The organism is Mucilaginibacter aquaedulcis, from assembly GCF_030409325.1.
In the GTDB taxonomy this organism is placed as follows: domain Bacteria; phylum Bacteroidota; class Bacteroidia; order Sphingobacteriales; family Sphingobacteriaceae; genus Mucilaginibacter; species Mucilaginibacter aquaedulcis.
Map to the genome: position 1 here is coordinate 1,777,462 of NZ_JAUFPR010000002.1, position 15,589 is coordinate 1,793,050.

Consider the following 15,589-nt stretch of genomic DNA (forward strand, 5'->3'; position numbering starts at 1 on the left):
TTAGTTACTTAGTTTTTTGGAAACATTTTTCAGAGCCTTATCTAATTGTTCGGCCGAGTAGTGCAGATAATGTTTTGTTCTATAGAGTTCGCTTCCCTCATTATCTTCATCATTCATGAGATCAAGCAAACCCAGTATATTTGACAGGTGATTACGTACCTCGTGCGAGTTTATATTGGCCAGTTCATGCATCCGGGCCGTATGCAAAAGCTTTTCATAATGGCGCTTTTGCCTTGTGGTACGATATGATATGGCAATAATTATGACTATTAAAAAGGCTACAGCCACTATAAACCTCAGCTTTAGCTGCTCCTTTTTATAGGTTAGCATGTTTTCGTAGTATAAACTTTGCACATCGCTTATTTTCATCTGCGAAGCTACATTACCCACCTGCGTTAAATTATTAATGTTTTGTTTTGATTGCTGAAGCGATAACTTAAAGTTCAAAGCAGCCTGTTTATTATCGTTTTTTATCTGGGCAATTTCTCCAAGCATTTCATATAACTGAAATTTTATTTCGGGATGATTAATTAGCATTGGGCGCTGCAGTAAATCATTAATTACATAGCCGGCCGAATCAATCTGCTTATTAAAAAAATACGAACTTGCCAGGTGCTGCTCGTCAATGTCATCTTTTACGTATGAACTATCCTTCAGCAATAAATTAATGTTCAGGATAGCGGCCTTGTAATCATGCTTTAGCAATAGTAAATAATATCCTGTACGTTTTTGTGAAGTATAAAGCTTGTTGCTTTGGCCCTTGAGCGCAAGTAAGTTTTTATGATAAAAGCTTAATGAATCATAATTATTGGTACGAAAATAATTCTCCGCCTTGTTGTAATTCACCAGCCTCAAAAAATTTACCTGATGCAGTTGATGTTTGCTGCTTAAATCCTGGGCCTTATCCAAATAAAACAATGATTGGCTATATAAACCTATCCTGTAATAAATATCAGAGATATTAACATACAATATAGCCTCCAAATAAGGATCGTTCAGCTTTTTTACCTCACCTTTGGCCAGTTCGTAACTGTAAACAGCATCAATAGCATCCCCTTCATCGGTTTGTATAAATGCCAATTGGCTAAAAAATGTATACAGTAAAAAGTGATTTGATTTTTTTTGAACTTTCTCAACAGCGCTCAGCATGAGTTTTTTTGCCTCGCTAAACCGCAACAACCTTTTTTCATAAATGCTTTCAGCTAAGAGGATCAGGGCATCACTATTGTAAATTTTGGAGTTGGAGATCAAGCCAATTAAAGAATCCTTTTCTAATCTAAGTCCGTCAAGCGGTAAGTCCTGAAAGTTTGTTTTAATATAAGTTACCAGCTTTTGTTCACGCAAGTTTTCGTCCTTTATTTGTATAAAGTTCAAAAGACTATCATTTTTTACACGCTGCTGCGCAAAAACAGTGCTAAAACAGCAAATAAATAATAGTAAAAGCGTAAAACGAGGCATTTTAAACATGCAACTGCTAATTATTTAATCTGTATGCTAACTATCAAACTTTTCGAGCAGTTTCAACAACGTTTCAAAATCTTTAGGATAGGGAGCGTGTATGGTGATCTCAGTTTCGGGATTAATGCGGAAGGTAACCTCATAAGCGTGCAGCGCGAAGCGTTTCATGATCGGCAGTTCTTCCTGATCTTTACCTAAATGATATTTACGTTTTATTTTAGATAGAAAAACCGGCTCACCCTTATACATTTCGTCGCCAGCTATAGAAGCTCTTTGCGTGGCCAGGTGTATACGGATCTGGTGCATACGGCCTGTAACCGGGCGGCACTCAACCAGGGTGTAGTGTTTAAAGTATCTTAACGACTGAAACCAGGTTTCAGCCCTCTTCCCCTCCTGCCTGCTGATGGTTACGTTACCTTTGCCTACGTTTAAAATAGGCAGATCAATCAACAGGTGATCAAAAGTATGTGTACCATCAATAATGGCATGATATACTTTTTTTACCTGTCGTTTTTCAAACTGCATAGATACCATGCGGTAGGCTTCAGGATTTTTAGCGATAATTAGCGCTCCGGAAGTTTCCTTATCCAGGCGATGGCAGATCTGGGCATCGTCCCAGTAAGCTTTGGCCAGGCGCAGTAGATTGACCTCTCCACCCTCACGTTCATCAAGTGAACTTAAAAAAGGTGGCTTGTTCACAACTATCACATCATCATTCTCAAACAATATCAGGTCGGCAAATTTCGGAAACTTCATATTTTAAATATAGCCGGCAAAATTACGGTTTATAATTTAAACACCTATTACAGTTGGTATTATTAATACCATTTGTTAACACATTGTAAAACAAACCTTAATTGCAATGGTTAAATATCATAATTAAACAAACTGTACACACCTAATCTGTAAAAAACAATCATGAGCAAACAACAAAGTAAACCTGAAGAAAAGGGATTTTTTGAAAAGGTTAAAGAAACTATTGAAGAGTTTTGGGATAGCACCAAAGACAAAGCCGAAGAACTTAAAGATAAAGCCGAAGATAAAATAGAAGAGATAAAAGAAAAAGCAGCTGATAAAAAAGAAGTTGTTGCTAAAAAAGCTGCTGCAACCAAAACAACTGTTGTTAAAAAGGCCGATACCGCAGCAGCTAAGGCAAAAACCGTCGCCGCCGATGTGAAAGCCAAAGCCGATACCAAAGCAAAAGCTATAACAACCAAAGCCAAAGAAGAAACCGCGACAGCAAAAAAAACCGCGGCTAACGTAAAAGCCAAAGCGGCTGATAAGGCAAAAACAATTACAGCTACCGCTAAAACAAAAGCAGCGGGCGCAAAAAAAGCCGTAGCTGCTAAAACTGAAAAAGCAGCTACAGCCGTGAAGAAAAAGGCTGCATCTGCTAAGTAAGCACTTATCAAAACTTACAAAAAAGGGTATTGGATCATGATCTGGTACCCTTTTTTTATTGCCAATATTTTGTGAAAAAAATGTATACTGTAATAGTTAATTAACTGAAAAACAATTACTAACTTTAATTATCAAGGGTACCATTAATCAGATACGATCATTCATAACTTAAAGAAAAGCATCATGAGTACTGAACCAGAAGAAGAAAAAGGTTTTTTTGATAAGATCAAAGAATCAGCCGGCGACATGTGGGAAAACGCCAAGGATAAAATTGGCGACGAGATAGATGAGTTAAAAGAAAAGGCATCAGACCTTGCAGGTGGCAAAATCCAGGAGATCACCGATGATCTGAAGGAAAAAGCTGCCGACAAATTCAAAGACATTACCGGCAAGTTTACCGGCTAATCTATGTAGCCCACAATAGCCAAAAAAGCGGCCCTGAAATCAGGGCCGCTTTTTTATAATTATCTTTTCGGAAATTTATAAATACCATTCTAAATCCCTCGCGTGGGATATTGCAGTCTTAAGCTTCAAACTTGTAGCCCACACCTTTTACGGTGGCTACACAATCATCTCCTAATTTTTCACGTAGTTTACGGATATGCACATCAATGGTACGGTTGGTAACCACTACCGAATCTTCCCAAATGTTTTTTAGGATCACCTCGCGGGTGTAAACTTTACCGGGTTTTGAAGCCAGCAGGTAAAGCAGTTCAAATTCTTTTTTAGCCAATACCACTTTAACTCCATCTTTATAAACAAGGTAAGCTTCGCGGTCAATAACCAGGTTGCCAATTTCCAGTTTGTTATCAGGGGTATCTTCGGCAGGTGCATTGCGGCGCAGTATAGCGTTTATACGGCTAACCAAAGCACGTGGCTTTATAGGCTTAGCTATATAATCATCGGCTCCTACGTTAAAACCGGCAATTTCAGAATACTCTTCGCTACGGGCAGTTAAAAATACCATGAAGGTGTTTTTAAACTCGGGCATGGTGCGCATAATACGGCAGGCTTCAATACCATCCATTTTAGGCATCATGATATCCAGTACAATAAGATCAGGTAATGCTTTTTTTGCTTCGGCCACGGCTTCCTGTCCGTTGCGGGCCAAAAACACCTGATAACCTTCTTTTTTCAAATTATATTCTATTAGCTCTAAAATGTCTGGTTCGTCATCAACAATAAGTATTTTCTGTTTGGAAGAGTTGCTCATGGCACGTTAAATTTTTTGTATAAAAGTATACGCTTTACAAAAGCTAAAAGTTAATTCAATATTAACAAATTGTTAAAGGTTACTTTATATTAACGATTTATTGAACCTTATTAAATGTTTTGTTTAAAAAAGCTTCCAAATCGGCGCCGGTGATACTTTTGGCAACTATATTTCCCTGAGGATCAATGATAAAATTTGAAGGTATGGCCTCAACGTGGTAAAGCGTTTCTGTGGCACCTTCAAAGCCGTTAAGATCAGATCCATGTGCCCAGGTTAATTTATCATCATTAATAGCTTTTTGCCATTGAGCCTTCTCTTTATCCAATGAAATACCAATGATATTAAACCCTTTTGATTTAAAGGTATTGTACTGCTTTACCACGTTAGGATTTTCCTGGCGGCAAGGCATACACCATGAGGCCCAAAAATCAATCATCACGTATTTACCTTTATAATCTGACAGTTTAATTGGTTTACCATCAATACCGGCAGTTGTAAAATCAGGCGCCTTATGACCTATGGAAATAGGCTTTGCTTTCTCCATTTGTTTGATGAACTGCTGCACGCCCGGATTGTCCTGAAAGCTTCCCTTTATTTCATCGCTGTAAGCAATCAATTGCGACTCATATTTAATAACATCAAGCGATGTAGCTGCGTAAAAACCCGCCAGCGAGTTTTTGTTATCATTAACAAACTTCAACACGGCATTGCTGTAATCGGCCATGTTTTTTTGAAATACGGGCATATAAACTTTCAGCAGCGAATCTGACTGTTTACCCAGGGCCTGTGATTTTTCCTGGTACTCAGATACTACCTTATTATTTTTATCACCGTAAAAATTACTGATCTTATTAAATTCCTTTATCTTTTCAGAATCATCCGATCCGGTAATGGTGTAAGCATGGCTGCTATCTTTTAAATCAGTAGTAAATTCAATGTCATCGCCATTTTTAGCAATAAGGTCAAATATATTATCGCCGGTGCGCAGTTTATACAGGTTGGCGTATGGTGCGTCGTGCTTAAACTTAAACCTGCCATCTTCACTTAAAGTGGTTGAATCAACAACCTTTACCTGGCTGCTATCGGCCTCAAGCAGGTAAACTATCTTTACGCTTGTTGGATTTTTAAGTGTTCCTGAAATATTAAAAGCGGTTTTATCCTTACATGAAAAAAGGAATACGCTTAGTAGTATTCCTGATGCTATAATGCGGTTCTTCATTATCTAATTTTGATTTTCAATGGTCTCACCTAATCCTCGCCAAAGGAGAGGGCTTTTTAAATCGCTCCTTTGCATCCCTATCCTTTGGAGATGGCGGGGTGAGGCTCTTTTATTTTGATTCTAACTCTTTTATCAGCAACTGATTTGTTTTCTGCGGGTCGATCTTTCCTTTTGAACTTTTCATGATCTCGCCCATAAACAAGCCTAAAACGCCTTTTTTGCCTTTCTGGTATTCCTTTACCTTGTCCGGAAATTTGGCTATGGCATCGCGTATAAAGCGGCTCACATCGTCATTGTCCGAACTGATCAGCAGGTTAAGCTCTTTAGCCAGTTCCTCAGCAGTTTTCCCGGGCTCCTTTATTATTGCCGGAAATAATTTTTGCGAAGCTACAGAATTATTTATCACGCCAGCGTCAACAAGTTTAATCAACCCCGCCAGATGCTTCGGTGTAACACCAAAGTTACTAATAGTAACATCATGATCATTCAGATATGACTTTACCGAACCCATAACCCAGTTGGCAGCAGCTTTATATAAGGTTGTATGTGTAATAAGATCTTCAAAATAAAAGGCCAAATCCCTATCGGCTGTAATTACCGAAGCATCATAAGCAGATAAGCCAAGCTCATTTGTATATTTATGATATAGCTGGTTTGGTAAGGCAGGCAAGCTTTCCCTGATCTTTTCCAAATATTCGGTGGTAAGTTTCAATGGTTGCAGATCCGGCTCCGGGAAATAGCGGTAATCATTTGCCATTTCCTTTGAACGTAAAACCGATGTTTCGCCTGTATCGGCATTAAAATTAAGCGTGTTTTGGTCAATATGACCGCCATTTTCTATAATATCTACCTGGCGGGCAAACTCATGCTCAATTGCGCGCTGCAGGTTGCGTATGGAGTTAAGGTTTTTTACTTCGCAACGGTTTCCGTATTCGGTGGCTCCTTTCAGCCTTACCGAAATATTGGCATCACAACGCATACTTCCCTCTTCCATGTTGCCATCGCATATATCCAGGTAACGCAATATCTTGCGTGTTTCGGTCATAAACTGAGCAGCTTCTTCGGCGCTGCGCATATCCGGTTGTGATACAATCTCAACCAGCGGCACACCTGCCCTGTTCAGGTCGATCAATGAATCAGCATGGTGCTGATCGTGCATACTTTTACCGGCATCCTCTTCCATGTGGATGTGATGGATGGCGATGTCTTTTTGTGTACCGTCTGACAGCCGAACGGGTACATATCCGCCTAAACAAACCGGCGCCTGATCCTGAGTTATCTGGTAGCCCTTTGGCAAATCGGCGTAGAAGTAGTTTTTACGGGCAAAAGAGTTATTAAGATTAATGGTGCAATTGCAGGCCAAGCCCATTTTTACGGCGTATTCTACAGCCCTTTTATTCAAAAATGGTAAAGTACCCGGGTGCCCAAGCGATATAGCGCTGATGTGGTGGTTAGGTTCGGCGCCAAATGCGGCAGAATCTGCTGAAAACGCCTTACTTAAAGTAGATAACTGCGCATGTACCTCGAGGCCTATGACCAATTCGTACTTGTCACTTACCTCATTGCTAATAACTGTCATAAAATAAAAATTCAGCTAAAATTTTACTGATTGTAAGGTCAAATATATAAAAGTTAATACAGTATAAACACCATTTAACTATTAAACAAGCCGAAAAATTTTAATTAAACAACATTATCCATATCATAAAAGCAATTCATATCGCTATTAAACCTATTGATTTAATAGCGATTCTATCTTTATACTGTTATATGAAAAATTTGTCATGGCGAAGAGGAACGACAAAGCAATCGCGAATTTGTCTGAACCACGATTTTTAGGATTGATTGATTACCTCGATTATTTGAAAAAAAAGTAAAATCCTTCAATCCGATAAATCTGTTTAATCCTGATTCAGACAAATATTCGCAATTGCACACTGCGCCTGCAATGACAATAATGATGATTTATTATTTTAGTTGTAGTTACCCTATAAAGCTTTTAGCCTTTGCCAATGCAGCATCAAGACCACTGGCATCGCTGCCGCCAGCGGTGGCAAAAAATGGCTGACCGCCGCCGCCGCCTTTTATTTCCTTAGCCAGTTCGCGAACTATGTTACCTGCATTTAAGCCTTTTTCCTTCACCAGGTTTTCCGCTATCATTACAGTAAGGCTTGGTTTGCCATCAAACTCGGCTGCCAGTACCAGGAACAGATCAGTTACGATGTCTTTTAACTGATAGGCAAGGTTCTTAACAGCTTCAGCATTAGGCAGTGCTACTTTTTGAGCAATAAAGTTTATACCGTTTACCACCTCAACCTTTTGTGCCAGTTCATTTTTTAAGCCTGATGATTTTTCAAGTACCGTTTTTTCGATCTCTTTTTTGAGCTTTGAATTTTCATCAAGCAAGCTCTCTACACTTTTAGGCAGATCCTTCGGATTCTTTAACAATTCCCTCAGCTGGTTAAGCAGCAGGGTTTGCGCATTGATGTAGTTTTCGGCAGCAACACCGGTTATGGCCTCAATACGGCGAACCCCGGCGGCTACAGCGCTTTCGGCAATAATTTTAAAGTAGCCTATTTGCCCGGTTGCCTTTACATGCGTACCGCCGCAAAGCTCTTTACTAAATTCATCGTCGAAAGTAATTACACGTACATACTCGCCATACTTTTCACCAAACAGGGCGGTTACACCGCTGCTGATAGCTTCGGCATATAATACGCTGCGTTCTTCTTTCAACGGAATATTCTGACGTACTTTTTGGTTCACGATAGCCTCGATCTGCGCCAGCTCCTCATCGGTTACCTTGGCAAAGTGCGAGAAGTCGAACCGCAGGTAATCCGGATTCACCAATGAACCTTTTTGGTTCACGTGGCTGCCCAATACCTGTTTCAACGCGGCGTGCAGCAGGTGCGTTGCCGAGTGGTTACTGTTGGTTTGGTTGCGTAGGGCCGGGTCAACAATGGCGGTTAGGGCATCGTCAATATCTTCGGGCAGCTGATCAACAAAATGTACAATAAGGCCGTTCTCTTTTTTAGTATCGGTTACCTTTACAATTTCGCCATCCGGGAAAACTAATTCGCCCTTATCCCCTACCTGTCCGCCGCTTTCTGCATAAAAAGGAGTTTTATCCAAAACAATCTGATACTGCTCTTTACCCTTGGCAGTTACCTTGCGGTACTTTACCACATGAGCAACCGTTTCAGTTTCATCGTAACCGGTAAACTCAACTGTATCATTATCTTTTAAAACAACCCAATCACCAGTATCAATGGCAGTAGCAGCACGGGAACGGGATTTTTGTTGTTGGAGAGCAGTTTCAAATGTCTCCATATTAATCAAAGTATCCCTCTCACGAGCCATGAGTTGAGTTAAATCTATAGGAAAACCGTAGGTATCATACAACTTAAAAGCCATTTCTCCCGGGAATAATAATTGAATCTCGTTCCCGTCAGGAGTTTTTCCTGTCCTAACAAATGTTTTTTCGTAATAATCATCAAAATATTTTATACCCTGCTCCAATGTCCTCAAGAAAGAATTTTCCTCCTCCAAAACCACCTTCTGCACAAAATCTTTCTGACTGTAGAGATTATCAAATACAGCCTTAAACTGATCAGCCAATAAAGGCACCAGCTGATTTAAGAACGGTTCTTTGAATCCTAAATATTGGTATGAATACCTAACAGCTCTGCGTAATATTCTGCGGATCACGTAGCCCGCCTTATTGTTCGATGGCAACTGTCCATCAGCTATGGCAAAGCTAATGGCGCGGATATGATCAGCCAGTACACGCATGGCAACGGCTTCGTTCCAATCGGCATCGCCGGGTTTGGCGGCACTGTTATAAGTTTTACCGCTTTTTTCAGCAATGAACTGAATCATAGGCTGAAAGACGTCTGTGTCGTAGTTAGAGGTTTTACCTTGCAGTACGCGTACCAAACGCTCAAAGCCCATACCGGTGTCCACATGCTTTGCAGGCAGTGGCTGCAGGTTGCCGCCTTTTAAGCGGTTAAACTGCATAAATACGTTATTCCAGATCTCTATAACCTGATCATGATCGGCATTTACCAAAGTTGCTCCGCTTACTTCGGCACGCTCGTTGTCTGGGCGGCTATCATAATGGATCTCTGACGACGGGCCGCAAGGGCCGGTTTCGCCCATCTCCCAAAAGTTATCTTTCTTATTACCCGGCAGAATATGATCTTCGGCAACCAGGGCTTTCCAAAACTCATAGGTTTCGGTATCTTTTTCAAGTCCTTCTTTTTCGTCGCCTTCAAAATAGGTAACGTAAAGGCGGTCTTTCGGTAATTTGTAAACTTCGGTAAGCAGCTCCCAGCTCCAGGCAATGGCTTCTTTTTTAAAGTAATCACCAAAACTCCAGTTGCCCAGCATTTCAAACATGGTGTGGTGATAGGTATCGATACCTACCTCTTCCAGATCGTTGTGCTTGCCGCTTACGCGCAGGCAACGCTGGGTATCTACTACCCGTGATGATTTGGCGGGTGCTTCGCCTAAAAATATATCTTTAAACTGGTTCATCCCCGCGTTGGTGAACATCAGGGTTGGGTCGTTTTTTATTACAATTGGTGCAGAGGGTACAATGGTGTGCCCCTTGGAAACAAAAAAATCAAGAAAAGCCTGTCGTATCTGTGAAGCTGTCATAGTGTGCAAAGATAGGATTTTACAGGATTTCGGATGTGGGATTTTCGATTTCGGATTTGTGCTATCTGCTATAGTCAGTTCAAGCGTCCTTCAATTGAACCGGCAACAGCTTAAACAGGCAATACAAAAACACCTATAGCGTTCTATTGTTACTATTGAGTTTTAATCAAATAAAAATTAAATTTGTGTATGGAAACGTTAAAAGTTGACATTCAGGACGATCAGCAAAAAAGAGTCCTCATAGCATTTTTAGACGGACTGAAATATGAATACCGGATTGAAGGCGTGCCGGACATGGTTACAGAACATTCCATCGACCTTGAACAACGCCGCGCTGATCTTTTAAGCGGCAAAGCCTCATCCCTTCCCTGGAGCGAAAACAAGTAAAAAACTTGATAACTTGCTTACTTATCTACTAAAAACTTACATTTGCATATGCCTTATAAAGACCGCGAAATAAGCAAGATGTATTACACCATGGGTGAGGTATCGGCCATGTTTGATGTGAACCAATCGCTTATACGTTTCTATGAAAAGGAATTTGATGTACTGCAGCCTAAAAAGAACAAAAAAGGCAACCGCTATTTTACTCCTGAAGACATTGAGAATTTCAAGATAATTTTCCACCTGATACGCGATAAAGGTTATACTCTTAATGGCGCCAAAGAGCACTTAAAACATAACATGAGCGATACGAAGGAAAATCAGCGTGTTATTGATTCGCTCGAAAACATTAAAAAATTCCTGCTCGAAGTGCGCGACGAGTTGTAGGTACCAGCCTAAAACATATCTTTATTCTATATTGATATTCAATGATCGCGAATCATAAAGGCGAAATACCTGTTGTTACCCTGCTGTTACCTTTTTTGCCTGGTATTGCTATAGGCATAGCTTTTAATCCTGTAAATCACCTACCCCTATTATCTGGTATTTTTATTGGGCTTGGTGTTATATTTATCGCCCTGAATATTGGTTACCGGCGACTGGCCATTTACAAACTACGCTGGCTGGGCGGTATACTCATGAATTTGCTCATGCTGGTTGCAGGCTGTATTAGCACCATTAATTGTAATGAACTGAATAACCCTCGCCATTTTTCAAAAACTCCGGCTCAATACTTTTCAGTAGTCATTAATAACGAACCGCAGTTAAAAAATGGATTGACGCGCTTTACCGCATCAGTTAAACAAAGCATAAACTACAGGCGAACAGCTGCCGTAACCGGTACATTACTCGTTACTATCAAAGGTGAAACTTCACTTGCATATGGAGATGAGTTACTGATCCCAGCCTCCTTCACGCCTGTAGACCCTCCATTTAATCCCGCCGAGTTTAATTATAAACAATACCTGGCCCATCAAAATATTTACCACCAGGAGTTTTTATATCCGGGGCAATATCGGTTACTAAAGCACAATATGGGTAACTCCATTATTGCTTATTCGCTCAAGCTTAGGCAAAAAATGGTAGCCTCCTTCAAAAAGCAATTGCATAACTCCAATGCTATTGCTGTGGCCTCAACCCTGATACTGGGTTACAAAGCAGATTTGAGTAACGAAGTATTACAAGCCTATTCCAAAACCGGAACTATACATGTATTATCAGTTTCCGGGGCACACGTAGCCATAATTTATCTTTTATTGCAATGGATGCTTTCCTTTTTAGACAGATACAGGTATGGCAAGCTATTAAAAATAACACTCACCATCCTGCTCATTTGGTATTATTCCCTGTTAACCGGGTTTTCGCCAGCGGTTTGCCGGGCCGCGGTGATGATCAGTATGGTTATAATAGGTAAAACATTTGTAAGGCATATTAATATGCTCAACATCCTGGCCATCTCGGCGTTTTCATTATTGCTGTATAACCCATTATATATCACCGATGTTGGATTTCAGTTATCATATCTGGCTGTTGTGGGTTTAATTATATTTCAACCGGTGGTATATGAATGGTTCGAGTTTAAAAATAAGTGGGCTGATAAGTTGTGGGCGCTTTGTTCTGTATCTATTGCAGCGCAGGTGATCACCTTCCCGTTAAGCGCATTTTACTTTCACCAGTTCCCAGTTTATTTTTTGATCAGCAACCTGTTGATCATTATTCCAACATCTATTATCATGTACAGTGGTTTGGGCTATCTGCTGCTCTCATGGGTACCCGGTTTATCAACCGTATTGGCCTGGGTGCTCGAAAAAACCATCCTGCTGATGAATAAAGCATTAACTCTTGTTGAATACGCTCCATTTGCCGGTATTGGTAAAATATGGTTCACCACTGCCGAGTATCTGCTTGTCTATGTATTCATTATATGCTTGTTTTGTTTCATATACTACAAATCATCTTGGTTGCTTAAATTAAGCTTGGCTTGCCTGCTTTTACTCAGCATCAGTATCAGTGTTAAAAGATATAATTCGGTAAATACCCGGTCGGTTGCTTTTTTAAACCTGCACAAAAACACAGGCATGGTATTTAAAAGCGGCAATAACGCCATTGTGTTAAGTAATCTTGGCGATACCGATAAAAACTACACTTACTCCGTACAACCGTATTTAGACAGCAGCAAAGTAAGCAATACTATTTTATTGGGACTTGATCAGAACATCAGCGTTCCATACTTTAAAAAAGTGGGCAATCTTATTCAGTTTTATGACAAAAGAATATTCATACTTGACAATGGTACGGCAAACTTACAGTTACCTAAAAAATTAAAAACAGATTACCTGTATGTTATGCAAAACCCATATACCAATCTTGGACAGATCAATAAAAATTATGATTATCAAACACTTGTAATTGATGGCAGTAACAGCACCAAATCTATTGCCCAATTGGAAACAGAAGCCATGGCCATGCACATAAATTATAGGATACTTAAGCGTAACATTTCGCTGGTGGCTTTATCTAACTGACAAATTAAACTAAATACCAATAAATTTGTCTTTTAATGTAAAACAAGTAAATTGGTATTAAATCAAACTAAACTATGAACTTTAAATTTTTAAATGTTGCCCTGGGACTGGCTCTTACAGCAACAGCCATGAGCGCCAGCGCGCAAAAAAAGTATACTGAAGGCATTGTAGCCTTAACCACCAATATGCGCGGTCAGCAGGTGGATGCTAAAGGTTACTTCAGAGCCGATTCAAGTGCTTTTACTTTTACAGCCGGGCCAGCTACCATAAAAATTTTAACAGATGCAGGCGGAAAATCAATGGCGGTTTTAGTAGATGTACCTGTGGCTAGTATCAAAAAAGCAGCTATAGCCACTCCTGATGAAGTTGATCAGGCTATGGCAGAAATGCCAACACTTACCTTTGCTCCGGGCACCGAAACTAAACAGATATCGGGCTTTAATTGCAAAAAAGTGGTTGCTACAGATACCAAAACTCAAAAAACCTATGATTTGTGGATCACCAATGATATTGACGTGCCAATTACCGGTATAGCTAAATATTACCGTGCTGCAGGTGGTTTCCCAATTCAATACACTTCATTTAGCCAGGGCCAAACTACTGAGGTTACCGTTAAAAGCGTAACTGAAGGCAAAGCACCGGCAGGTACTTTCGGCATCCCGGCAGATTTTGATAAAATCTCTATGGATGATCTGAAAGCCATGAGCGGTGGAAGATAATATACTTCACTAACAATTCATTAAAGGTTTCTTAACATTGCGGTTAAAAGTACTATTTTTGTACCCCCGCTATGTTAAGAAACCTTTTTAGCTTAATCAGATTTTTCATCTTTTGGTTGTTGTTCTTCGCAATTACCAGGGCTACGTTTGAGCTATATTTTTTGCATAAGCTTAAAGGAGCAGGTTTTGGCGAAATACTGCAAACATTCTTCTACGGTTTCAGGCTTGATGCTTCGGCTGCTGCTTACATTTGCATAATTCCCTTACTGGCATTTATCATTAACTGGTGTATTCCCAACTTCTCCATTAAACCTGTATGGCTTAAAATTTACACCGGGATAATACTCTTTTGCATATCATTAAATACCATACTCAATTTCAATATTTTCAGGGAATGGGGCACCAAGGTAACGTTTAGGGTTTTCAGTTCGTTTTATCATGCCCCTTCCGAAGCATTGGCATCGTCCAGTTCATCGCCGGTGGGTAAAAGCATTTTTATCGGTTTGTTATTGATTAGCACGGGCGCTTTGCTTTCAAAGTATATTATCAATTACAACTTTAAAAAGCCTGCTACAGCGCCCGGAGCCAAAAGCGTACTGATCTGCTTGTTGGTGTTCGCTAATTTTTTACTGATGCGTGGCGGGTTGCAGGCCGAACCTATCAACCAGAACGCGGCTTATTTTTCTGACCATGAGATCCTGAATCAATCGGCCATGAATACAGAGTGGAATTTGTTTAACAACATATTTGAAAACTTTCGCAAGCCTTATAATCCTTACGAGTTTATGCAACCTGCCGATGCCCAAAGGCTGGTGCAGGATATGTATAAGTTGAAAAACGATTCAACCCTGCAAATACTTACCACCAGGCACCCAAACGTGGTGATAATCCAGATTGAGAGCTATACAGCCAGCATTATTGAATCGCTTGGTGGTGATAAGGGTGTTGCGCCTAATTTTGAAAAATTTATCAAACAAGGCGTTTTATTCAATAACATCTATTCTTCTGCCGACCGCACTGATAAGGGTATCATATCTATCATGAGTGGCTTTCCTTCACAGGCCATCCGTACCATTGTAGCAGATACCATAAAACAAAGAAAACTGCCTGCTTTATCAACTGTGTTTAAGAATGCCGGGTATCAAACCAATTACTTTTATGGAGGTAAAAGCAGTTACATGGATTTCAATATCTTTATGAAAAGCCATGGTATAGATAAGATTGTTGATGAGTATAGCTTTGACAAAAGTCAGGTAAAAACACAATGGGGCGTTTACGACAACACTCTGTTAAATAAACACCTGCAATACACCGGGGAGGAAAAGCAACCATTTTTCTCGTACCTGCAAACCTCTACCAACCACGAGCCCTTTATATTGCCCGTAAAAGCACATTTCCCGGCAGATGAGGATGGTGATGCCAGCAATAAATTCAGGAGTACGGCTTATTTTACAGATTCATGCCTTAACGCTTATTTTGAGCAGGCCAAAAAGCAGGCATGGTATAAAAATACGTTGTTTATCCTCGTGGCCGATCATGGTCACCGGCTGCCACGCAATGTTGCAGAGGCTTATGACCCGGTAAAGTATCATATTCCTTTGTTGTTTTTTGGAGATGTGATAAAACCCGAATACCGGGGTAAAAAGATCAGTAAGTTAGGCGGGCAAACTGATATTGCTGCCACTCTTTTATCACAATTAGGATTACCTCATGATGAGTTTAAATGGTCGAAAAATTTGCTTAACCCGCAATCTAAAGACTTTGCTTTTTTTGATTGGGATAATGGATTTGGCTTTATGCTGCCCCAGCAAAGTGTATCATATGATAACTCCGGCCGAAGGATAGTTTATACCAGCAATAAGAACGCCTCTCAGCAAACTACCGATAATGCCTTACTTTACGGCAAAGCTTTTTTGCAGGAGGTATTTACGCAATACATGGCCTTTTGACCGTTGATTTTTGTTTGATTGCGCTGAGTTTGTCTGAACCGCAATTTTGAGGATTGTTGATT

The 15,589-nt window shown here is 40.2% G+C and carries 13 protein-coding genes; 7 read left to right on the forward strand and 6 right to left on the reverse strand.

All coding sequences use genetic code 11. The features are described from left to right. Both QWZ01_RS11755 and QWZ01_RS11760 read right to left on the reverse strand, forming a co-directional pair. The gene (locus tag QWZ01_RS11755; RefSeq protein ID WP_290323524.1) at nucleotides 1-1,467 is read right to left on the reverse strand and encodes a hypothetical protein; all 1,467 of its coding nucleotides are present in this window, start codon (nucleotides 1,465-1,467) and stop codon (nucleotides 1-3) included. Nucleotides 1,468-1,494: 27 nt separating this feature from the next. Next, nucleotides 1,495-2,214, reverse strand: coding sequence for an RluA family pseudouridine synthase (locus tag QWZ01_RS11760; protein ID WP_290323525.1), 720 nt, complete (start codon nucleotides 2,212-2,214; stop codon nucleotides 1,495-1,497). A gap of 162 nt (nucleotides 2,215-2,376) precedes the next feature. On the opposite strand from QWZ01_RS11760, the gene QWZ01_RS11765 reads away from it, so the two are divergent. Both QWZ01_RS11765 and QWZ01_RS11770 read left to right on the forward strand, forming a co-directional pair. Further along, entirely contained in the window at nucleotides 2,377-2,859 is a 483-nt protein-coding gene (locus QWZ01_RS11765) for a hypothetical protein (protein WP_290323526.1), read from the forward strand. Nucleotides 2,860-3,042: 183 nt separating this feature from the next. Beyond that, nucleotides 3,043-3,264: a hypothetical protein gene (locus tag QWZ01_RS11770; protein WP_290323527.1), complete on the forward strand. Its 222-nt coding sequence runs from the start codon at nucleotides 3,043-3,045 to the stop codon at nucleotides 3,262-3,264. Nucleotides 3,265-3,382: 118 nt separating this feature from the next. Here QWZ01_RS11770 and QWZ01_RS11775 read toward each other — a convergent pair whose 3' ends face one another. The 4 genes from QWZ01_RS11775 to alaS all read right to left on the reverse strand — a co-directional run bounded on the left by QWZ01_RS11775 (nucleotide 3,383) and on the right by alaS (nucleotide 9,950). Beyond that, nucleotides 3,383-4,072: a response regulator transcription factor gene (locus QWZ01_RS11775; protein WP_290323528.1), complete on the reverse strand. Its 690-nt coding sequence runs from the start codon at nucleotides 4,070-4,072 to the stop codon at nucleotides 3,383-3,385. Between the two features lie 97 nt (nucleotides 4,073-4,169). Further along, the gene (locus QWZ01_RS11780) at nucleotides 4,170-5,291 is read right to left on the reverse strand and encodes a TlpA disulfide reductase family protein (protein ID WP_290323529.1); all 1,122 of its coding nucleotides are present in this window, start codon (nucleotides 5,289-5,291) and stop codon (nucleotides 4,170-4,172) included. 109 nt (nucleotides 5,292-5,400) lie between these two features. Then, nucleotides 5,401-6,870, reverse strand: a complete 1,470-nt coding sequence (gatB, locus tag QWZ01_RS11785; RefSeq protein ID WP_290323530.1) for an Asp-tRNA(Asn)/Glu-tRNA(Gln) amidotransferase subunit GatB — start codon at nucleotides 6,868-6,870, stop codon at nucleotides 5,401-5,403. Nucleotides 6,871-7,274: 404 nt separating this feature from the next. Beyond that, a complete protein-coding gene (gene alaS / locus QWZ01_RS11790; RefSeq protein WP_290323531.1) occupies nucleotides 7,275-9,950 on the reverse strand; it encodes an alanine--tRNA ligase in 2,676 nt (891 codons plus the stop codon). Between the two features lie 189 nt (nucleotides 9,951-10,139). Here alaS and QWZ01_RS11795 point away from each other — a divergent pair, with 189 nt between their 5' ends. From QWZ01_RS11795 to QWZ01_RS11815, 5 genes are all read left to right on the forward strand, one after another. Continuing rightward, the gene (locus QWZ01_RS11795) at nucleotides 10,140-10,337 is read left to right on the forward strand and encodes a hypothetical protein (protein ID WP_290323532.1); all 198 of its coding nucleotides are present in this window, start codon (nucleotides 10,140-10,142) and stop codon (nucleotides 10,335-10,337) included. 48 nt (nucleotides 10,338-10,385) lie between these two features. Further along, nucleotides 10,386-10,721 carry a MerR family transcriptional regulator gene (locus tag QWZ01_RS11800; protein WP_076373420.1) on the forward strand — a complete coding sequence of 112 codons (336 nt, stop codon included), beginning with the start codon at nucleotides 10,386-10,388 and terminating at the stop codon, nucleotides 10,719-10,721. Between the two features lie 41 nt (nucleotides 10,722-10,762). Further along, nucleotides 10,763-12,859, forward strand: a complete 2,097-nt coding sequence (locus QWZ01_RS11805; protein WP_290323533.1) for a ComEC/Rec2 family competence protein — start codon at nucleotides 10,763-10,765, stop codon at nucleotides 12,857-12,859. 74 nt (nucleotides 12,860-12,933) lie between these two features. Beyond that, nucleotides 12,934-13,578, forward strand: coding sequence for a DUF4412 domain-containing protein (locus QWZ01_RS11810; RefSeq protein ID WP_290323534.1), 645 nt, complete (start codon nucleotides 12,934-12,936; stop codon nucleotides 13,576-13,578). Nucleotides 13,579-13,739: 161 nt separating this feature from the next. Continuing rightward, nucleotides 13,740-15,527 carry an LTA synthase family protein gene (locus QWZ01_RS11815; protein ID WP_290323535.1) on the forward strand — a complete coding sequence of 596 codons (1,788 nt, stop codon included), beginning with the start codon at nucleotides 13,740-13,742 and terminating at the stop codon, nucleotides 15,525-15,527. The last annotated feature ends 62 nt before the right edge of the window (nucleotides 15,528-15,589 follow it).